A 19,423-nucleotide genomic window follows, 5' to 3' on the forward strand; every position below is an offset into this window, starting at 1 on the left:
CCTCAGACGGCGGGGAAGTAACGAATCTGCGACCACTGGTCGATGTTCGCGAGGATCGCGTCGTCGGTCACCTGCCGCACGTGGTCGAAGAACCGTTCGCAGGTGTCCATCGGGGGATCCAGCCGCTCGTAGTGGAACGCCACGTTGTCCGGCCCGTCCAGCCGGGAGTAGGCGAGGAAGACCGGCAGCTGGTACTTCCGCACCATCAGATAAGGGAAAATCGACACCTGCCGGTCCAGGCCGAGCAGCCGGAACCCGACGGAATTGCGGCCCGCGGTGGATCCCACGACGGTGTCCGGCGGCCAGATGATCCCGTATCCCTCCTTGATCGCCGACTCCTGCAGGCGGGCACCCAGCAGGCTGGGGGTCGGGATGATCCGCAACCCGGCCGAATCCGGGAAGGTGACCGGCCGGGCGATGCGCGCGAGCGCCACCAGCGGCGCGAAACCCTGGTCCCGGAACATCGGGAGGGTCACCCGTTCCCCCAGGAACGCCAGGTGCGCGGCCGGCGCGAACGCCGGTCCGATGTGCGGGGAGATGAACAGCTTCGGCCCGGGGATCGCGCACACTTCGGCGGCCGGGCCGACCGGTGGTTCCGCGATCACCTCCTGCCGCACCAGAGTGCGCGCCAGCGCGGGCATATGCTGCTGCAGCAGCGCGGTGATCGACTCGGAGAAGGCGTCCGGACCGCCGGCGCGGCCCACGGCCTCGGCGAGTTCGGAGGTCAGCGGGGCGTCCGCGGCCAGCACGTAGCGACGGTCGCGGGTGCGCTCCCAGATCTCGTTCAGGCTGTCCTCGATCAGCTGTTCCCGGTCCGGCCAGGACAGCTGCCCGAGATCCGGATCCCCGGGACCGCGCCCGAAGGTCACGTCCACCGCGGGCGGAAGATCTCCGGCCAGGCCGTCCAGCGAGGCCCGGGCCAGCTCGGTGAGTGTGTAGTGAACGTTCACAGTCCTCTTCCTTCCGGGCGTGCGGCCGGGCGGTGCCGGGCCATCGGCGTCACGTGGTCAACTCCCGGCCAGCCGGCGCACGGCTTCCCGGATCAGGTTCCGGTCCGTGGCAAGGGACATCCGCGCCCATCGCCGGCCTTCGGCCCCGAATTTGCGGCCGGACATCAGCCGCACGCCGCAGGTCCGTTCCAGCCGCTCGGCCGCGTCCTCGGTGAACGACCGGCCGCCGAGATCGAGCCAGAGGAAGTAGGTCGCCTCGGGCCGCCGGACGGCGATGCCGCTGCCGGCCGCGGTCAACCCGGCCACGGCGAAGTCCCGGTTCACTCGCAACCGCACCAAGGTTTGCCGCAGCCACCTGCTGTCGGTTCCGTACGCGGCCCGCAATGCGGCCTGCTGCACGGTTTTGGGCATGGTCATCCGGGCACCGATCCGGCCGGGCGAATCCCGCCAGCGGCCGTCCCTGGCGAACAGGGCGAACGCGACGCCGAGACCCGACATGTTGTGCGACTTCGTCGGCCCCGACAAGGTGAGCGTGCGTGCCCGCGCGTCTTCGCCGAGGGAGGCGAGCGGGATGTGCCTTCCGGTGAGCACCAATCGACCGTGAAGTTCGTTGGACACCACCAGAATGTTCCACTTCGCGGCGAGCCCGGCCAGGTGGCGCAGCGCGCCGGCACCGAAGGTGCGGCCGGTCGGATTGTGCGGGTTGCACACGTAGATGACCCTGGTCCGGCCGGACACCACGCGGTCCAGCAGCGACCAGGCACCGTCGAGATAACCGTGGATGTCCACGGGGACGGGCACGCCGCCCGCGCCGGTGATGCTCCGCGGGATGTGCTCGTAGCTCGGCGCGAAGTAGACCGCTTCGTCGCCGGGCGTCAGCACATCGTTGAGCAGCAGGTACGAGGCTGCCACACAGCTGGAGACGAGCCAGAATTCGGCCGGATCGACGAGCATCGCGTAGGCCTGGCGGTAGAACGCGGCCAGCACTTCGGCGGTCCCGTTGGCGGTGTAGTGCGGCGGGTACACCAGCGGCTCGCGCACAGCGCGGCGGACGGCCGCCCTGATCACGGGGTCGAGCGGGAAGTCCATGTCCGCGATGTCGACCGGAATGACGGCTGGAGCTGCGCCCCGCCATTTCGCGGACAGCGCCCGCCGTCCGCGCAGTGCCCGCGGGACGCGGACCGGTCCGTCCCGGACTTCGCCCGGGGCGAGGTCGTCGACTTTCACCGTCATGTCCGGGTCACCAGTCCAGCGCGAGCGTGATGTCCGCGCGGGGCAGCCGGCAGGCTTCCCGCCCGGTGAGGCTGTTGAGGATGACCGCGCTGCGCCACGCGGCGAGGCTCAGGTTCGGGTCGGCGATGCCGTGGCTGCCCTGTGCGGCGTTTTGCACGTAGATCCGGTTGCCCGCCGGGCCGTCCCAGCTCAGGCTGTAGTCCTCGTCGACGTGGTAGACCCCGTCGGTGATCGGCAGCCGCTCCAGCAGCGGGGACAGGAAATCCGGTACCTCGGGGCGGAATCCGGTGGCGAGGATGACGTGGTCGGCCTCGAATTCATGCCAGGTGTCCGCGGTACGGTCCCGCACCGCCGCCCGGTAGCGGCCGGTGCCGGTCGTGGTGAGCCGGACGAGTTCGCAGTGCGGGTGCAGCCCGTGCCGGATCGGCTGCTCGTCGAGGTAGTCGAGTTCGTAGAGCCTGCGGTAGATCTCGCCGAGCAGGTGACCGGAGATCCCGGTCTGGGCCGGTCGCTGCCGGCGCAGCAGTGCCCGGCGCCGATCCACCGGCAGCTCCCGGAAATGCTCGACGTAGTGCGGGTGGGCCCATTCGGTGGAGAACGGCGACTCGTCCAGCGGTGTCAGGCCGTCCCCTCCGGTGATCCAGGTCAGGCCACGCGGGCGCCCGGCCCGTCCGGACAGCACCTCCAGCGCCACCTCGCCCGCGCTCTGCCCGCCACCGACAAGCAGCACTTCCTGGCCCGCCAGGCTCGCCACCTCCTGATGGAACCGGGCGGCGTGGGTCACCCGGCCACCGCGTACCTCGCGCGCACACGGCGGCAGGTACGGCCGCTGGCCGACGCCGAGCACCAGATCCTTTACGCGCCACCGTGATTGGCTGGAATGGACGAGGAAGCCGGTCCCGTCGTGCTCGACGCTCTTCACGTGCTGGTTCAGGTGCACGCCGAGTTCGGCGGCCGCCCAACGGAAGTACTGGTCGAACTCCTTGCGGCTGACCGTGCCGCCGCTGGAGATCAGGTGCCGGTACAGCCTGCCCTGTTCGCTCAGGAAGTTCAGGAAGCTGTACCGGCTGCGCGGATCCACCAGGCTGACCAGGTCCTTGACCCCGCTGACCTGCAACCGCGAGCCGTCCAGCAGCAGACCGGGATGCCAGCTGACCGAATCACGCGACTCCACGACGCTGATCTCCGGCCGAGCCAGCGGCGCGCCGAGCGCGGCGAGGCTCAGGTTGGCGGGACCGGCCCCGATCGCGAGCACCTCGGCCTGTCGTTCGTAGGTCATCTGGTGTCGGCCCCTCCCTCGTCGCGGTCGTCGGCGTCACTGGAACTCGGCGTAGCCGGGCAGCACGGACCGGCCGTTGTTGTGGTGCTTCAGCGATTCGTAGTACTCGCCGCGTACCAGCGCGAGTGACTCGCGCAGCGCGGCCCCCTCACCGCCTGGCAACGTGGTGTGGCCGCTGCTCCGGCACACTTCGCCGAACGCCGGCGGCACCGCCGAAACGGCTGTGCGGTCCCGGGTTCCGGTTGCCACGGCCAGCAGCAGCACACCGAACTGGAACGTGTTCATCCGGTGCGGCGACCGGACCGCCAGCTCGCGCAAGGCCTGTACCACCTCGGCGTCGGTTTCGAGGTGCAGCAGCGCTTTCAGCGCGGCCAGCGACATGCCGACCTCGCTGCCGGCCGGCGTCGGGTGCTCGCCCAGCTCGCGTGCCCGGACCAGCCCGGCGCGCTCCGCGGCGTCCGCCACCCGGTCCAGCCCGGCCCCGCCGCACCGGACGATGTCGGCGTAGCACAGCGCTTCGCCGCCGCGCTGCGTGAGCAGGCAGCGCAGGCTTTCCAGGCGCAGCTTGAGCCGGTGGACTGCGCGTTCGGTCCGGAACAGGTACCAGGTACTGGTGTCGGCCGGTGTCATCAACGCCAGACCTGCTTGGTGCGCAAGCACTTCCAGGCGTTGGCGCAGGCCGATCCGCGGTGGCGCGTCCGGGCGGTGAACCTCGAACGAGTACACCAGTGGGTACCGCAGACCGTGCCACAAATCCAGGCCGTGTAACGACGCGGCCCGCGGCAGATCTTCCGCCCGGACGAACAACGTCAGCACCTGCAGCCCCGGGTAGCGGCAATGCAGATGGTCGTCCAGCCCGCGCGCCGGATGCGCCGCGGGGAGATCCTCGGGAGTCACCACGATCAGGTCGAGATCCGACGCCAGCCGCGGACCGTTCGCGCCCGGCCGGACCGATGGTTCACCGCGTGCGAGCGAGCCGCCCAGGTACAGATTGACGTTGCCGACGCGATGCTGCGCGAAATACTCGCGGATCGTGGTTACGTACTCCTGGATCTCTTCGTCGACCCGTTCCCGCGCGGCGGCGGGAACACAGAGGCTTGCCCCGAACCAGGTCCGCGGCAGCTGACCGAGGCTGGTCGAATCCGCTGTACTGCTGCTCAACGCCACCTCCATCCGAACCCCGGAATGCCGCGGTGTCCTACGCCACCGCGTACAGGCACCACACCATCGTCGGAGTGAACTCCTCCAGCACCGACAGCCCGGACAGGCCGTTCACCACGTCGATCGAGGCGATGCATCCCGCGGTCTCACCCGCCGCCGCGGCTTGCGCGGCCAGCGGCTTGGCCCGCACGAACGACAACGCCGCACCAGGCGCGTAGAGGTGCGCGAACGCCAGCGTCGACGGGTGGATGGTCAGGGTGGCGGGTGGCCCGTTCCCCGGCCCGAGGCGGCTGTTGACCGCCAGGCACATCGTCTTGGTTTCCTGCTCCCACAACGCGACCATGCGCAGTCTGCCCAGGAAGCCGAAGTGCAGATCGGCCCAGGTTTCGGCGACCCCGTCGGCGTCGCGGTGCACGTACCCGGCCGGGACCAGCGCGCAGCCGCCGTCGCGGCAGGTCGCCGCCATCGCCTCCCGGAACGTGCCCGCCAGCCGGACGTCGGGGAACAGCGACGAGGCCAGTGATTCCGCGTCCGTGCCGGCCGGGCCGAGCGTCGTCACCGGCGCCTGCCGATAGCGCTCCGGCACCGGTATGCCGAGGCGGACGCTTGATTCTGCAATGGGCATGCTCATCCCCTCGCCAGGACCGGTCCGGCGGATCGGTCTTCCTCCGAAGCCAGGCCGGACAGCCGGAGCTGCGAGACGGCGATCCGGTGCGGTTGCGCGAACAGCCGGATCACCGCGCACCGGCGGATGGCTTCCTGGACGATCGTGCGGAGCGCCGCTTCAGCCGGCTCGCTTTCCGCCGATAGCACGGACACGGTGCACCGGACGTCCTGCAGGGGGATCGGCGCCGCCGGATCGGCCTGCAGCAGTCCTCGCACGTCCACCCGCGCGTCCGCGCGTACCCGCCAGGTCAGCGGGGGTACGCCCGCCTGATCGGCCAGCGCGTTGGCCAGGTCGGCGGCCATTCCCATCAGCAGGTACTCCTGCGGGTTCGGCCCCCAGTCCACGCCGGCCAGCTGTTTCGGCTGGTCGACCCGCAGCACGTCGGCGGAATCGCGGGCGCCCTCGGATACGAACTGCGTTCCGCTGATCCACCGCAACCGGCGCATCGCGGTCTCCTCGGCGCTGAACTCCGCGGCGCTGAACTGCAAGGCAGCCCGCGGAAACCGCACCGTGACGGGGATGGCCTCGACGACGGTCCGGTGGTTCGGGCTGTAGGTCTCCACCTGGGTGATCAGCTCCCGCACCAGCTCCGGGGAGGCGTCCGATTCGATGTCCAGGGCGTAGCCGACGCCGTCCCCGTGCTCGATGCCGAGGCGGACCGTCTCGAACTCGACGCCGCGTGCGCTGCCGCCGCCGATCAGGGTTTTCAAGGTGCAGGAACCGATTCCGGTGAGGGCCAGCTCCATCGGCGTGGGTTCCCCGGTCGGCACCACGACGCCCGGCGGCGCCACCGGCCGCTCGAACCGGCGGGCCGATTTGACGGTGCCGAGGATCGCCGGCCGGACCCGGGCCGTCAGCCCCCTGGTCGGAGAGCACTCCGCTTCGGCCCCATAGCGGTAGTGCGCCTCGGCCGGGTCGGTCCGCGTTTCGTGCACCACCTCGCTGAAACTGGCTGTGTTGAAGCTGTTGCGCATTTCTCACGCTCCGTCCGGCGAGCCGAGTGCCTGGGCCAGATCGCGGATCAGGTCGCCCGCGTTCTCGATACCGGCCGAGAAGCGGATCAATCCGGGATTGATGCCGATCGCGCTGCGCTGCCGGGCGGTGAGTGAACTGTGTGAGGTATTGAACGGCATGCTGACCAGTGATTCCACGCCACCCAGACTGGTCGCGACGTACGGGATCTCCAGCCTTCCCATGACGGCCAAAGCGGCCGCGTCGCCACCGGCCACCTCGAAGCTGACCATTCCGCCGAACCCGGGATAGCCGGAAAGATCGATCGGCGGCCGGGGCACGGTTCCGCAGGTGGGGTGGAGTACCCGGTGCACCGCGGGATGCCCGCTGAGAAAACGGGCCACCTTCTCGGCATTGCGATTCTGCGCGGCTATCCGGATGGCCAGCGTTTTCAGCCCGCGTTCCAGCAGGAAACAGGAGAAGGGCTCCAACGTCCCGCCGAACCGCATCGTCTGGCTCCAGATGCGGTCCAGGAATTTCCGCGGGCCCGCGATCGCGCCGGCGGTGAGATCGCTGTGCCCGCTGAGATACTTCGTCGCGCTGTGCACCACGACCGTCGCCCCGTGCTCCAGCGGCCGGGCATTCACCGGGGACAGGAACGTATTGTCGACGACCAGCAGGGCGTCGGCGTCGGCCACCAGCTTCGCCAGCGCGGGCAGATCGATCATCTTGAGCAGTGGATTGGTCAGGGTCTCGAAGAACAGCAGCTGCGTTTCCGGGCGGATGGCCGCGGCGACCGACGCCAGGTCGGTCGGGTCGACGAAACTGACCTCGCGCCCGGCCGAGGGCATGTCCTCGCGCAGCAGGTTGTAGGTGCCGCCGTAGACATCGTGCGCGGAGATGATGTGGCTGCCCGCATTGGTCAGGCCGTAGACGGTGGCGGCGATCGCGCTCATACCCGAGGAGGTGACGACCGCGCTCTCCGCGTTCTCCAGCGTGGCGATCTTTTCCTGGACCGCCCACTGGCTGGGGTTGCCGTAGCGGGTGTAGATCGGGACATCGCGAAAGGAGCCGTCGTCGAATGCCTGATAGCTCAGCTCGTCGAGCAGGAACGTACTGGTCTGGAAAATGGGCGTGCCGACACTGCCGGTGACCGGGTCCTCATAGGTTCCCGCGTGCACGGCCAGCGTTTCCGGAGAAAGTGTGCGCGACATCAGGCGATTCTGCTCGGTGACCGGACCGCGGCTGCGCTTGCGTTCGAGTTCGTCGAACCACTTCGTTTCGCCGCCCGTTTTGTCGAACCCCAAGGCGACACGTTTGTTACCGGGCAACGATTCCCCCTTGTGCATCCGGATGATTGTGCATCCGGATAGCCTGCGAAGATGCGTTTTACGAATAGTGCCACACTTGGCGAAGCTGTCAACCGGCGCCGGATATGCCCACTCGATCGGCTCAGGACAGCGGGTGGTTTCTCCGGATCGTCGTAAATCGTCGGCAATGCCTCGGACGAGCCACTCTGCCGTCCCGGCAGGTGACCTGAGCGCGGGCGTGACAGCCCGAATTGCCAGACGATTCCATCGGCCGAGGGATGGGATAGGGCCACGATTACCCGAAAGGGGCGCGGGCCGTCGCCGCTCGTGGTTTCGCCGCCGTAGGGCAGGCCCGCTACGGTGTCCCGATGCAGGAAGCGAATACCTTCGACCAGGGCATGGCCGGTTGGCAGCAGTGGCAGGAGAGCCCGTGGGGGCGGCTGCGGTACGCGCTGGCCGCGGCGAATCTGCGGCGTCACCTCGGCCCCGCCCCGCTGGATGTGCTCGACGTCGGCGGCGGTGACGGTGGCGATGCCGTGGCTCTCGCCATAGCCGGTCACCGGGTACGGATCGTGGACAACTCGGCGGAGATGCTGACCGCCGCGCAGCAGCGCGCCGAGGCGGCCGGCGTCGGCGACCGGGTGACGTGCGTGCAGTCGGACCTTCTGCGGATGTCCGCCGAAACAGCTGATGTCGTGTTGTGTCATAACGTGCTGCAGTACGTCTCTTCCGTCCAGGAAGCCCTCGAGGCAGCGGTCCGGCCACTCCGGCCAGGCGGCCTCCTGTCGGTCATGGCGATCAACAAACATTCGGTTCCACTGGTGACCGCGGTCCGCAAACTCGATCCGGCCGCCGCACTCGCCGCCCTCGACAGCGACCAGCTCGAAACCGCCACCTTCGGGACCGTCGTCACCCTGTTCACCGCCGCCGACCTCGCCGCTGCGATGTCCGAGGTGAACTGCCCACCCACCGCGCATTACGGAATCCGCAACGTCTGCGATTACATCGCCGACGACGACCGTAAGAAGGATCCGGTCTTTTACGCGGATCTGGAACGCTTGGAGCTGGCGCTGAGCGATCGCGATCCGTACCGGCAGATGGCCCGTCTGTGCCAGCTCGTCGGTACTCGCTTTTGAGTGGGCACGCCGGCTGACTCAAACAATTTCGCAACTTGGAAGGTCTTATCCATAAACAAAAGACCCAGTGTTCCCTCAGGGTCCCGGCAAAGTCGGTCGAGGACTCTTGATCAGCAGAGAGTGAGCCGTGGCTGCCGCGTCATCATCGACGGCGCCTGCCATCTCGATCTATTGCGCCCGGCAACGGACGATGCGGAGGTATTCGAGACGCGACCACCTCGCGCTGTGTGCCGGACCTGTCTCGGGTCTGTGAAGGGGCCCTTCACGGACTCTGAGTCTGTGAAGGGCCCCTTCACAGACCTTCACGGACCTCCGCCGTCTGCGCAGGGTCCCTCACAGACTTTGCCGACACCCTGAGTGTTACCTCATGGACCCGCTCCGTCCGCCAGTAGTCATCGATATTTTTCAACCGCTTTTCGTGTGATCACCCTCCCGGATCAATCTTGGGTGACTCTGTGACAATCCGGTACCTGCTTGACATCATGTGCCGCTCAGCACACGCTGTTCGCATTGGTCTGCACCAAAATGGGTCCGTGCCAGGCCCGGTGACGGTGGTCGGCCCTGGCCGAGGCGGGAGGGCGGAGCAGTGCGGCGTAGCAGGACGTGGGCTTGGCTCACGGCGGCGATCGGCGTGGTCGTGGTGGTGCTCGCCGCCGGGTGCGGGCCGGGGGGCGCCGGTGGCCGGACGCTGACGGTCTGGCTGATGAGCGGCCCGGTGCCCGACGACACGGTCAACGCGATCGGCAAGGACTTCGAAGCCGCCCATCCCGGCGTCAAGGTCGACTATCAGGTTCAGCAATGGGACGGCATCGGGCAGAAACTGACCACCGCCCTGACCCGCGGCAGCGGCGGCCCGGACATCATCGAGCTGGGCACCACCCAGGACGCGCAGTACACCTCCCAAGGCGCGCTGCAGGACCTCACGGGCTCGGTCGGCGAGTTCAACGGCCCGCAATGGCTGCCCACGCTCAAGGAATCCGGCGCCTACGGCGGCAAGCAGTACGGGGTGCCGTTCTACGCGGCCAGCCGGGTCGTCGTCTACCGCACCGACCTGTTCCGGCAGGCGGGCATCACCGCGCCGCCCGCGTCCGCCGGCGAATGGCTGGCCGATCTGGCCAGGCTCAAAGCGCTGCCGGGCGTGGACCCGCTGTATCTGCCCGGCCAGAACTGGTACGCGCTGCTGTCGTTCATCTGGGATCACGGCGGGGATCTCGCCCACCACGAAGGCGGGACCTGGCGGTCCACTTTGAACACTCCGGAAGCCAAGGCCGGCTTCGCTTTCTACAAGCAGCTGGTCGACACCTCCGGGACCACCGCGGCCAAGGACACCGACGAGGCCACCCCGCAGCAGTCGGACGTGATCGCCAAGGGGGACACCGCCAGTTTCATCGGCTTCGGTTCCGATCTGGCCGAGGTGATCGCGTCGAACCCGTCGCTGAAGGACAAGTTCAGCGCCTTCCCGATTCCGTCGCGCGCGGCCGGCAAGACCGCACCGGTGCTGGAGGCCGGGTCCATCCTGGCCATCCCGGCCAACAGCAAGAACGCGGACCTGGCCAAGGACTGGCTGAAGATCGAGACCAGCGCCAAGTACCAGGCACAGCTGGCCGCCACGGACTCGGTGCCCGGCACCTCCACCGACACCACCGCGTTGCAGGCCACCCCGGTGGGCCGGGCGATGGTGGCCGCGTCGAAGGACGGCAAGGTCACCCCGGTCACGCCCCGATGGACGGCCGTCGAGGCCGACAACCCGTTGAAATCGGCACTGACCGCGTACCTGACCGGGAAGAAGAGCCTGGATCAGGCCGTGTCGGACGCGGATTCCGCGATCACCAAGACGTTGACGAGTTCGAGCTGAGCGGATGACGGCGACTACGGACACCGGCGTGGGGATCACCCCGTCGGCAACGCGTCCCCACGTGCCATGGCGGCGGAGGCTTCCTTACCTGCTCCTGCTGCCCGCGACGGTGACGGTGCTGGCGCTGGTGGGATACCCGGTGCTGTCGGCGGTGCTGACCAGCTTCCGGCAATCGGATCTCGCGCAGCTGGTCAGCGGCGAGACGGTCTGGAACGGCCTGGACAACTACACCGCGGTTCTGTCCGACCCGGCATTCTGGCAGAGCACGGTGCGTACCCTGCTGTTCACCGCGGCGTGCGTGTCCACCAGCGTGCTCGGCGGGTTGCTCGTCGCGTTGCTGATGCGACACGTGCATCGCGTGGTGCGCGGTGTGCTGCAAGTGAGCCTGGTACTGGCCTGGGCGATGCCGATGCTGGCGGCGACCACGGTGTTCCAGTGGATGTTCGACCAGAACTACGGGATCCTCAACAAGACGTTGGTGCAGCTGGGTTTTCCGTCGTTCGCCGGGTACTCCTGGTTCTCCACCGGGTTGTCGACGATGGCCGTGATCATGGTCCTGATCGCCTGGCAGAGCATTCCGTTCGTGGCGTTCACCCTGTACGCGGGCATCCTCGGTGTGCCGGGTGAGCTGTACGAGGCGGCGAGCCTGGACGGGGCGAGCAGCTGGCAGGCGTTCCGCTCGGTGACGTGGACGGCCTTGCGCCCGCTGGTCAACGTGGTGACGTTCCTGTCGTTGTTGTGGGATTTCAAGGTGTTCACGCAGGTGTGGGCGATCCGGCAGGGCGGCCCGGACGGCGGGAGCACGACGTTGCCGGTGCTGCAGTTCATCAAGGGCATCGCCACCAGCCATTTCGGCATCGCCGCCGCGGTGAGCGTGCTCATGACGCTGATGCTGGTCGCGATCACCTGGCAGAACCTGCGGTTGATGCTGCGTGCCGAGGAGGCGGAGTGATGCCGCGTGCCGGTGTCAAGAAGGTCGTCGTGTCCGCGGTGGGTGTGCTGGCCGCGGCGTTCTTCGCCTTCCCGACCTACTGGATGATCAGCACGGCCCTGAAGCCGAGCGACCAGTTGTTGTCCGACAGCTACGATCTGGTGCCGTTCGGGGTGACGTTCCGGCATTTCCTGGACGGCATCGGCAAAGCCGGATTCACCACGGCGCTGGGCAACAGCGTGATCGCCGCGCTGGGTGCGGTGGCCTGCGCGCTGGTGGCCGGGCTGCTGGCGGCGGTACCGCTGGCGCGCATGCGTTTCCGTGGCCGTAAGGGTTTCGTGCTGCTGGTGCTGGTCGCGCAGATGGCGCCGTTCGAGGCGCTGCTGATCCCGATGTACCTGCTGATGCGGGACTTGGACCTGCTCGACCGCCTGCCCGGGTTGATCCTGGTCTACTTCGGCGCGACCCTGCCGTTCACCGCGTGGACGTTGCGTGGCTTCATCCGGGGCATCCCGGCGGACCTGGAGGAGGCCGCCATGGTGGACGGTTGCGGACGGTGGTCGGCGTTTCGCCGGGTGACCCTGCCGCTGCTGGGGCCGGGCCTGGTGGCGACTTCGGTGTTCGGCTTCATCACGGCGTGGAACGAGTTCCTGTACGCGCTGACGTTCATGCAGAGCGAGGACAAGTTCACCCTGCCGGTGTGGCTGTCGGGCTTCCACACCCAGTTCGGCACGGACTGGGGCGGGACGATGGCGGCGTCGACGGTGTTCACGTTGCCGGTGCTGATCTTTTTCCTGGTGGTACAGCGCAATCTCGTCGCCGGCCTGACCGCCGGAGCCGTGAAAGGCTGAAGTCCGTGAAGGGTCCCTTCACGGACTCAAAGGCTGTGAAGGGTCCCCTCACGGACTCAAAGGCTGTGAAGGGTCCCTTCACGGCGCCGCCGGCTTACCCGATTGCCATATTGCCGGGGGTGGCGGGAATTGACTAGGTTGATCATGGGAAACGGCGGGGATTTGAAAGGGCGGGTACATGCGGACGGAAAGTATTTCCCGGGTGGCGCGTCCGGTGCGAGCCTGTTTGTCGGGTGAGGACTTGGACTGGCTGGGTGGACGGTCGGTGTGCGTCGCCCTCGATCTGTGTACCACGGTGGAATTGGCCGAGAGCGGTGGGAACACCGAATGGTCGGCCGAGATCTGGACCTTCCTGAAGGAACGGATTCCGGCGCTGCCGCCGGAGCCGCCACCGGTGCGGGTGACCAGCCGCGCTCCGCTCGCCAGCGGGCTTTCCTCGTCCACCGCCCTGATCCTCGGCCTGTTCGCAGTGTTCGTCCCTGCCGCGTCGGGGATCTCTCGGGACCAGGTGATCCAATGGGCCTATGAGTTCGAATTCGCCATCTGCAACGGCGGTGGCATGGATCATCTCGCGATCGCCTTGGGCGGCGTCACCCTGTTTCACGGCCGCCCGGCCGGTCTGCCCGAGGTGGGCGGCCGGATCGGTCTTCCGGCGGAATGGTCGGTCGTCGTCATCGACTCGGGGACGCCGAAATCGACGCCGGATCACATCAGGTCGGTGCGCGCGCAATGCGCCGCCGGAGATCCGGTGCTCGCCGAATACCTCGCGCGTTCGGATGACGCCTCCGGCGTCGTGTGGAAAGGAATCCAGGAAGAGGATCTAGAAATGGTGAGTACCGGTATGGCCGCCGCGCACGAGGCGATGCGTGACTGTCAGCAGATGTCCACGCCACTGCTCGAACAGTTGCGGGTGCGCGCGTACCAGACCGCCGGGATGACATTGAAGGTCAGCGGCGCGGGTGGGGGAGGGGCGCTGGTGGGCGTGTGCGCGACCGCCGACGTGCCCGCGCTCACCAGCGCACTACGTGCCGCCTATCAGCAGAGTTACCCCGGCGTTCAGGTGCTGGTGGCCGCGCCGGCGCCCTCGCTTTCATAGGCCAGCCATTGCGCGAAATGGTGCAGCCGGTAACGGAACTCCGCCTTCCACCGCGGCGACGCGAGCACCGGCGTGGCCGGTGGTGGACAGGCTCGCTCATCGTGAATGGGCACCGGCCGGACGACCTGCGCGATGATCTCGGCCAATTCGGGGACGGAGATCTCGGGTGACTCGATGCCACCCGCCCCATGGCCGTCCACGGCGCTGCTGACGGCCTCGGCAAGGTCCCAGACATGCCGTGGCCGCAGCACTGCGGGGGCGCCGTCCGGAATGCGCATGGGCTTGCCCCGCAACGAGGCCCACACCAGCTTCCCGATCACCGAATCCGCCGGGCACCCGGGCCCGTAGAGTTCCCGGTCATCCAGCCGCAGCCGCCCGCCCGCATGGCGCACGACGACGGTGTCCCGTTCGTCCACTGTGGAGGCGGTCACCGGGTGTCCACGGTCGGTCAGTGCCTGCACGAGATGCTCGCCGAGGGTGCTTTCCGCGCCCTCCACGGTGATCTCCGGTTTGGTCCGCCGGGGGAGCAGCTCCGCTTCGTGGCCCGCGAGCAGGCCGCGCTCGGCCACTCCGGCGAGCTGATCCTGTACCTCACGGATCACCTGCGGGGGCGTACTGTTGCTGATTCCCCCGGCCCCGATGGTGCGCAGAGCCTCAGCCGCCACCCCGCGATCGACCTCGCCGTTCGCGTCTCTGGTCAGGACCCCCAGCGCGTAGGCGGTCAGCCAGGTTCCTTGCACGGCAACGGGATCCAGGCCACGCACCCGAGGAGCGGTCAGCTGCCGCGCGCCCAGACCCGACAGGTACGGTTCGGTCTCCAGGTGCAGCCAGCGAGGCGGGTCGGCGTGCGGCACCCGGACCACGCACTGGGCCACACCGTTCTTGAAGAACGGCACCGCAGGCAGGGCGTCGAGCCGTCGGTCCTCCTGCCCGGGACGGTCGTGCGGCCGGTAACACGCGGAGCGGCGCGGTCCACGGAACGCGTTTCCGGCGATGCTGGGTGGGTCGTCGTGTTCCGCGAGGTTCGGCACGCTGACGAAGCAGGGCACCCCGGCCGCCCGGAGGTACTGGTGCATCAGGATGTCCTCGGGCCAGGCGTCCCACCGCTGCCGGACGTAGCCGACGTACCCGGCGGCGACCGCGCTAGGCAGAATGAGCGCCGCGCACGGAGTGTATTCATTGACCGCGCGTACCCAGCGCACGCCGGCCAACGCACCCAGCCGGACCGCGCCGCCGTTGCGCGAGTCCCAGAGCGAGAACAGAGCCAGCGCGGCGCCGGGCATCGCCGCGATCGCTGCCCTGGCCCGGTCGAACAGGCCCGGCGCAAGGAGCATGTCGTCCTGCACGACGAGGTGATGCGTCGAGCCGGCGGGGATCGACTCGCAGGCCGCCACCATGGTCCGCACGGCGGTCGGCGGCCCGGTCGGCTCCGGATCCGTGACCACGGTGAGCGCACCGGGCGGGGCCTGCGCAGCGGTCCGGATAGCCGCCTCACCCCGCGAAGGATGAGTCAGCACCGAACCGCTGAGCACGAACCGGTCGGTCACGCCAGCCCCGACCAGGACGCCCACTCCGCGACCTGGGCCATGCCCTCGGCCAAGCCGAATCGCGGGCGGAAGCCCAGCGTTGCCAGACGGCTGGTGTCCACTGTGGTCGGGCTGGCGTAGAACTTCCGATCGGCCTCCGGCCACGCCGCGTTGTCCGGGAGGTAATGCCGGGGCAGGCGCAGCATGTCCCGGTAGTAGTCGTAGAAGGTGCCCCACGCCACGGATTCCGGTCCGGAGAGCAGCAGCCTCCGGCCGTTCACCCCATCCGCCTCGGCGAGGAAGACGACCGCTTCCGCGACATCGTGCACATGCACCGCATTGCACACACCGCCTGCTTCGCTGGGCAGGCACGAGTTGTCCTCGGGCAGCTTGCGCAGCGGCCGGACAGTCCATAGTGGACCACCCGGGCCATACACCACGGTCGGTTGCACGCAGACGACTTCCATCGGGTCGTCGGTCGCCTGGAGCACTGCCTGCTCGGCGGCGAGCTTTTGGTGCGCATAGGACAGATCGTCCGGCTCGGCGGCGACCAGGGCGGAATCCTCGGTGAGAACCGGTCCGGCCGCCGGATCGTAGACGCTCATGCTGCTCACGTGCACCAGGCGGCGCACACTGGCCTTCCGCGCAGCGGCCACGACGGCCTTGGTGCCGTCCACACTGACCGCCCAGCGGCGCGCCCGGTCGCTGTCGCTGCCGTAGACCGTGTGCACGACGGTATCGCAGCCTTGAACCGCGTCGGCCAGCTCTGTCGCCTCCAGGATGTCCGGACGCACGAACTCCACGCGTTCACTGTCCCAATGCGCCAGCCTGGCCCATTTCGGCAGCGACCGTCCTAACGCGACAACAGTGGTCTTCTCGTCCCGCAGCAGCAGGTCCACCACCTGCGCGCCGATGAATCCGGTCGCACCCGTCACCGCGACCCGCCGCGAGCCCCGTGACGCGATCCTTCGCGAGGTCTGCCACGGACGGGGCAGGCTCGACACCCGTTCTGCCTGGCAGCGATGGGCAAGCTCGACGCCCATCTCGGCCTCGGCCAGCGTCGCGACCGCAGTGTCCTCCCCGCGCAGCGCCCGGTCGAACTCGACGAGCTGCCGATGGAACAGCCCGTCGCGGGTGAGCTGGGATGGCCCGAGCGCCGGAACCGCGCCCTCGTCGGTGATGGCGCCATCGGCATCGCGTGCGACGTAATCCGCCGTCCGTACGGTGCCCACGCTCACCGACGCGGCAGAGCCCTCGATGGTGATCTGGTTCTCCACCCGGCGCAACCAGCTCAGCTCGATGTCGATGTCGACCCCGCCGGCCCGCAATTCCAGCCGTACCTCGGTGTCCACACCTCCGGCGCGATTGTCGGTGCAGCGCACCAGCTCGATCTGCGTGCCGAACCAGTGCGTGAGCAGATCGGCCACATGCGGGCTCAGGTCGGTCAGCACCCCGCCGCCGGCCTTGGCATCGAAGGTGAACGGGCTCAGCACCGGCCAGCCGTACTCCGCACCTTCGCGCCAGCGCACCCGGCGTACCGTGCCGAACCAGCCGGACTCCAGCTTCTGCTTGATCCAGTAGGCAGCCGGGAAGAACCGCCGGACGTGGGCGGGCACCACCGTCACACCGCCGGCCAGCGCCGCCGCCCGGACTTCGGCGCATTCCTCCACCGTGCGGACGACCGGTTTTTCCAGCAGCACGTGCTTGCCCGCCCGCGCCAGCATCGCGGTGATCGAAGCGTGCGACGCAGGCCCCGTTGCCACGATCGCCACGTCGATCTCGTCGAGTGCCGCGCTGATGTCCTGGGTGCACAACGGCAGGGGACCGGGATCGAAGCCCTTCGCTTCCCGCAGCTGCCGGTAACGCGCACCGGCCCGCGCCGCGTGCTCGGCGGCGCTGTCCGCGAGCACGGTGAGCTGGAACGGCTCCCCGCTGACCAGCGCGGGCAAATGACACCGTTCGGTCACCGCGCCGCAGCCCACGATGCCCAGCCGCGGCGGCCGCGTCCCGGCGGTCATCGCGACAGCCCGGACTCGTGGACCATCCAGACATTCGGCTCCCAATAGGTGCCCATTTCCGCCTCCCTGTCGATCCGCACGGTCGCGAGGCCGTGCGGGAATACGTAATCGCCGGTTTCGGGAAAACTCAGGCCGGTCCACGACTCCCATTCCGCGATGGTGCCGGTGATCAGCGACGACTCCGGAATGGCCGCCGCGACCACCCCGCCGCCGCGCAGGTGAGTGCGAATCCACGGGTCGAACGCGGCCCCGTCCTCGCGGGTCCAGGACGCGTAACGGCCGATCGGCACCAGCGGGTAGCGGTCCTTCCACGTCGGCCGAAGGGGGACGATCACGTGGCCGAAACCGGCGGCGCGGGCCGTGGAACGCAGCGCTTCCAGCATCGTCGTGGCCAGCTTCCGGCCCTGGTGGCGGGGCGCCACCTCGATGCCCAGCGCGCACAGCGTGTTCGGGGCGATCCCGGCGTCGTGCTCGGCGAAACCGGCGACGATGGCGGCGTCGAGCCCTGGACCCAGGCTCTCGTGGCTGCCGTCCCATCGACACGGAATTCCCCGGGCGGTGGCGAGCACGTCGTCGGTGTCCGGATCGTGCGACACCAGCTGATAATTGCCGAAAAGCTCGTGCAAACGATCCCAATAGCCGGGGATCACGTCGCCGTGCAGATTGTATTCCGGCCAGACCCCCTCGAACAGCTCGGGCATCCGTTTCCACAGATCCGGCCGCTCCGTGTAATCGACCGTCTTCAGTGCCATGTGTCCTCCCCGGGGCCTTCGCTGATCGAGTACATCGGTCCTTCCGCCCCGTGCACCAGGACCGGCCGTGGCACGGGGTAGTGCGCCATCGCCGCCCGGATCTCCGGCTCCAGCACGGACATCGCCGCGTGCGGCCGGGCGCGGATCCCGATCTTCCGGTGGTGTGCCAGGGGAAAGGTATTCTCGCCGTGGTAGCTGTACAGATACAGGTGGCCGTGGCCGCTGATGTGGTGCACCCGGACCTGCTCGTGCAGCTCGATCAGCACGCCCCAGTCCTCGCCGAAATGCTCGTAGCGGCCTGATTCCGGGTACCGGAAGCGCCGGTCGTTGGTCATCAGCATGGTGCCGGGCAGCAACGGAAACCGGGCCTTCGGCTCCGGCAGGGTCCAATCGATCCAGTACAGGCTTCCGTCCTGTTCGAACAGTTGCAGATGGTCGCTGAGGAAGCAGGTGTGCGCGTCGTTGCCGAGCAGCTCGCGCACCTGGACCGCCAGCCGGTCCGGGTGACTGCAGTCGTCGTCGTCCCAGATGCAGACGAGATCGCCCTCGGCCGCGTCGAGCGAGATGTTGCGCAGCGCGCCCAGCCGCAGACCGGGATCGGCGTCGATGATCCGGACGTCGCTGATCTCGTGCGCCCGCGCCAGATCGGCCAGCCGGGCTCGGTACTCGGCGCCGCCCTGATTGACGATGACCAGCTCGCGGGCGGCATAGCGCTGCCGGGCGAAGCACCCGATCGCCCTGGCGGCCAGCGCCGGCCGATCCCGGGTGATCATCAGGCAGCTCACCGCAGGGGTCATTCGATCGCCTCGGCTTCCCAGACGACGACCACCGGAAGACCGGCCCACGCCGCGTTCGCCGCTTCGGGGATCAGCTCCTCGTAGCCGCCGGGCGCCAGCGGACCGGCGAACAGCGGCTCATGGCAGGACCGGACGGCGAAGCCGTGCTCCGCGAACGCGGCCAGGTATTCACTGGCGAGATGCGCGTGGTAGCGGATGAACGCCAGCTCCCCGGGCTTGTGACAGAACAGGGCTGGCCCCTGCAGGAGCACCATCATCGGGTGCACTTCGGTCACGATCAGCCGCCCGCCGGGGCGCAGGACCCGCCGGAACTCGCCGATCGCCGGACCGATGTCCCTGAGATGGGACAACGCCAGCGCGCACACCGCGAGGTCGACGGTGTGGTCGGTGACCGGGAGCCGCTCCAGGTCGCCGATCCGGAACTCGGCCGAAGGTGCCTTCGTTTTCGCCCGCCGCATCATCTCCGGCGACTGGTCGACCCCGATGACCTCATGGCCCCTGGCGACCAGGCCCGTGGTGTGCCGCCCGGTTCCGCAGGCCGCGTCGAGGGCCCGTCCCGGGGGCAGGCCGGCCAGCAGCCCGTCCACGACGGGTTCTTCGGCGGTCAGGAAGAAATTGGGCAGGGAATCGTAGTTCTCCGACCAGACCCGGTAACCGGTGGCGACATCGAGTTCGGACAATGCCTCTTCCGGCGGAATCGCGGCCGTGTCCGGCGCGGCTATCTTGCTGATCTCCTCGATCCGGGCCGCGATGAAGTCGTCGTTTCCGTCGATTGCGCTGCGCATCAGCGCCAGCCCTTCGACGCCCAGCATGAGTTCCCGGACGCGTGCCCGATCCGCCATTTTTTCCCCTTTGTGTAGTGGAGTCAGCCATGGCACGATGCTGCTGCCATGTCCTTTCCGGAACCGAA

Annotated in this window: 17 protein-coding genes; 5 read left to right on the forward strand and 12 right to left on the reverse strand. The window is 68.5% G+C overall.

Annotation, left to right across the window (positions count from 1 at the left end; genetic code table 11):
• Positions 1-2 precede the first annotated feature (2 nt).
• Genes ATK36_RS25285 through ATK36_RS25315 form a run of 7 tightly spaced genes read right to left on the reverse strand, consistent with a single transcriptional unit; the run spans position 3 to position 7,590 of the window.
• On the reverse strand, positions 3-950 hold the full coding sequence (locus tag ATK36_RS25285) for a hypothetical protein (RefSeq protein ID WP_098513767.1): 948 nt from the start codon (positions 948-950) through the stop codon (positions 3-5).
• Positions 951-1,007: 57 nt separating this feature from the next.
• The gene (locus tag ATK36_RS25290; RefSeq protein WP_098513768.1) at positions 1,008-2,183 is read right to left on the reverse strand and encodes an aminotransferase class I/II-fold pyridoxal phosphate-dependent enzyme; all 1,176 of its coding nucleotides are present in this window, start codon (positions 2,181-2,183) and stop codon (positions 1,008-1,010) included.
• 7 nt (positions 2,184-2,190) lie between these two features.
• A complete protein-coding gene (locus tag ATK36_RS25295) occupies positions 2,191-3,462 on the reverse strand; it encodes a lysine N(6)-hydroxylase/L-ornithine N(5)-oxygenase family protein (protein WP_098513769.1) in 1,272 nt (423 codons plus the stop codon).
• Between the two features lie 36 nt (positions 3,463-3,498).
• Positions 3,499-4,623 (reverse strand): nucleotidyltransferase domain-containing protein, encoded by a 1,125-nt coding sequence (locus tag ATK36_RS25300; RefSeq protein ID WP_141544532.1) that lies wholly within the window; start codon positions 4,621-4,623, stop codon positions 3,499-3,501.
• A gap of 37 nt (positions 4,624-4,660) precedes the next feature.
• Positions 4,661-5,248, reverse strand: a complete 588-nt coding sequence (locus ATK36_RS25305; RefSeq protein ID WP_141544533.1) for a hypothetical protein — start codon at positions 5,246-5,248, stop codon at positions 4,661-4,663.
• A gap of 2 nt (positions 5,249-5,250) precedes the next feature.
• Positions 5,251-6,264, reverse strand: coding sequence for an OsmC family protein (locus ATK36_RS25310; RefSeq protein WP_098513772.1), 1,014 nt, complete (start codon positions 6,262-6,264; stop codon positions 5,251-5,253).
• A 3-nt stretch (positions 6,265-6,267) separates the two neighbouring features.
• Positions 6,268-7,590 (reverse strand): trans-sulfuration enzyme family protein, encoded by a 1,323-nt coding sequence (locus ATK36_RS25315; RefSeq protein ID WP_098513773.1) that lies wholly within the window; start codon positions 7,588-7,590, stop codon positions 6,268-6,270.
• A 329-nt stretch (positions 7,591-7,919) separates the two neighbouring features.
• Here ATK36_RS25315 and ATK36_RS25320 point away from each other — a divergent pair, with 329 nt between their 5' ends.
• The 5 genes from ATK36_RS25320 to ATK36_RS25340 all read left to right on the forward strand — a co-directional run bounded on the left by ATK36_RS25320 (position 7,920) and on the right by ATK36_RS25340 (position 13,420).
• A complete protein-coding gene (locus ATK36_RS25320) occupies positions 7,920-8,687 on the forward strand; it encodes a methyltransferase domain-containing protein (RefSeq protein ID WP_211291948.1) in 768 nt (255 codons plus the stop codon).
• A gap of 586 nt (positions 8,688-9,273) precedes the next feature.
• Positions 9,274-10,542, forward strand: coding sequence for an extracellular solute-binding protein (locus ATK36_RS25325; protein ID WP_245915146.1), 1,269 nt, complete (start codon positions 9,274-9,276; stop codon positions 10,540-10,542).
• Between the two features lie 4 nt (positions 10,543-10,546).
• The gene (locus ATK36_RS25330; RefSeq protein ID WP_098513774.1) at positions 10,547-11,494 is read left to right on the forward strand and encodes a carbohydrate ABC transporter permease; all 948 of its coding nucleotides are present in this window, start codon (positions 10,547-10,549) and stop codon (positions 11,492-11,494) included.
• On the forward strand, positions 11,494-12,324 hold the full coding sequence (locus tag ATK36_RS25335; RefSeq protein WP_098513775.1) for a carbohydrate ABC transporter permease: 831 nt from the start codon (positions 11,494-11,496) through the stop codon (positions 12,322-12,324). Before ATK36_RS25330 ends, ATK36_RS25335 begins: the two co-directional genes overlap by 1 nt.
• Positions 12,325-12,565: 241 nt before the next feature.
• Entirely contained in the window at positions 12,566-13,420 is an 855-nt protein-coding gene (locus ATK36_RS25340; RefSeq protein WP_170069898.1) for a GHMP family kinase ATP-binding protein, read from the forward strand.
• Here ATK36_RS25340 and ATK36_RS25345 read toward each other — a convergent pair.
• From ATK36_RS25345 to ATK36_RS25365, 5 genes are read right to left on the reverse strand one after another with little or no spacing between them, the layout of a single operon-like run.
• The gene (locus ATK36_RS25345) at positions 13,381-14,967 is read right to left on the reverse strand and encodes a hypothetical protein (RefSeq protein ID WP_141544534.1); all 1,587 of its coding nucleotides are present in this window, start codon (positions 14,965-14,967) and stop codon (positions 13,381-13,383) included. The genes ATK36_RS25340 and ATK36_RS25345 overlap by 40 nt on opposite strands.
• Positions 14,964-16,964 carry an NAD-dependent epimerase/dehydratase family protein gene (locus tag ATK36_RS25350; protein ID WP_098513778.1) on the reverse strand — a complete coding sequence of 667 codons (2,001 nt, stop codon included), beginning with the start codon at positions 16,962-16,964 and terminating at the stop codon, positions 14,964-14,966. The genes ATK36_RS25345 and ATK36_RS25350 overlap by 4 nt, the downstream gene beginning before the upstream one ends.
• Positions 16,961-17,716, reverse strand: coding sequence for a GNAT family N-acetyltransferase (locus ATK36_RS25355; protein WP_098513779.1), 756 nt, complete (start codon positions 17,714-17,716; stop codon positions 16,961-16,963). The genes ATK36_RS25350 and ATK36_RS25355 overlap by 4 nt, the downstream gene beginning before the upstream one ends.
• Positions 17,707-18,513: a glycosyltransferase family 2 protein gene (locus ATK36_RS25360; RefSeq protein ID WP_098513780.1), complete on the reverse strand. Its 807-nt coding sequence runs from the start codon at positions 18,511-18,513 to the stop codon at positions 17,707-17,709. The genes ATK36_RS25355 and ATK36_RS25360 overlap by 10 nt, the downstream gene beginning before the upstream one ends.
• On the reverse strand, positions 18,510-19,355 hold the full coding sequence (locus ATK36_RS25365) for a class I SAM-dependent methyltransferase (RefSeq protein WP_098513781.1): 846 nt from the start codon (positions 19,353-19,355) through the stop codon (positions 18,510-18,512). The genes ATK36_RS25360 and ATK36_RS25365 overlap by 4 nt, the downstream gene beginning before the upstream one ends.
• Positions 19,356-19,423 lie beyond the last annotated feature (68 nt).

The organism is Amycolatopsis sulphurea, from assembly GCF_002564045.1.
Lineage (GTDB): Bacteria > Actinomycetota > Actinomycetes > Mycobacteriales > Pseudonocardiaceae > Amycolatopsis > Amycolatopsis sulphurea.

Bases quoted from the DNA above. Each gene is read 5' to 3' on its own strand.
- ATK36_RS25305 (WP_141544533.1), bottom strand. From the start codon at position 5,248: ATGCCCATTGCAGAATCAAGCGTCCGCCTCGGCATACCGGTGCCGGAG.
- ATK36_RS25310 (WP_098513772.1), bottom strand. From the start codon at position 6,264: ATGCGCAACAGCTTCAACACAGCCAGTTTCAGCGAGGTGGTGCACGAA.
- ATK36_RS25315 (WP_098513773.1), bottom strand. From the start codon at position 7,590: ATGCACAAGGGGGAATCGTTGCCCGGTAACAAACGTGTCGCCTTGGGG.
- ATK36_RS25355 (WP_098513779.1), bottom strand. From the start codon at position 17,716: ATGGCACTGAAGACGGTCGATTACACGGAGCGGCCGGATCTGTGGAAA.
- ATK36_RS25350 (WP_098513778.1), bottom strand. From the start codon at position 16,964: ATGACCGCCGGGACGCGGCCGCCGCGGCTGGGCATCGTGGGCTGCGGC.
- ATK36_RS25335 (WP_098513775.1), top strand. From the start codon at position 11,494: ATGCCGCGTGCCGGTGTCAAGAAGGTCGTCGTGTCCGCGGTGGGTGTG.
- ATK36_RS25295 (WP_098513769.1), bottom strand. From the start codon at position 3,462: ATGACCTACGAACGACAGGCCGAGGTGCTCGCGATCGGGGCCGGTCCC.
- ATK36_RS25360 (WP_098513780.1), bottom strand. From the start codon at position 18,513: ATGACCCCTGCGGTGAGCTGCCTGATGATCACCCGGGATCGGCCGGCG.
- ATK36_RS25330 (WP_098513774.1), top strand. From the start codon at position 10,547: ATGACGGCGACTACGGACACCGGCGTGGGGATCACCCCGTCGGCAACG.
- ATK36_RS25320 (WP_211291948.1), top strand. From the start codon at position 7,920: ATGCAGGAAGCGAATACCTTCGACCAGGGCATGGCCGGTTGGCAGCAG.
- ATK36_RS25290 (WP_098513768.1), bottom strand. From the start codon at position 2,183: ATGACGGTGAAAGTCGACGACCTCGCCCCGGGCGAAGTCCGGGACGGA.
- ATK36_RS25365 (WP_098513781.1), bottom strand. From the start codon at position 19,355: ATGGCGGATCGGGCACGCGTCCGGGAACTCATGCTGGGCGTCGAAGGG.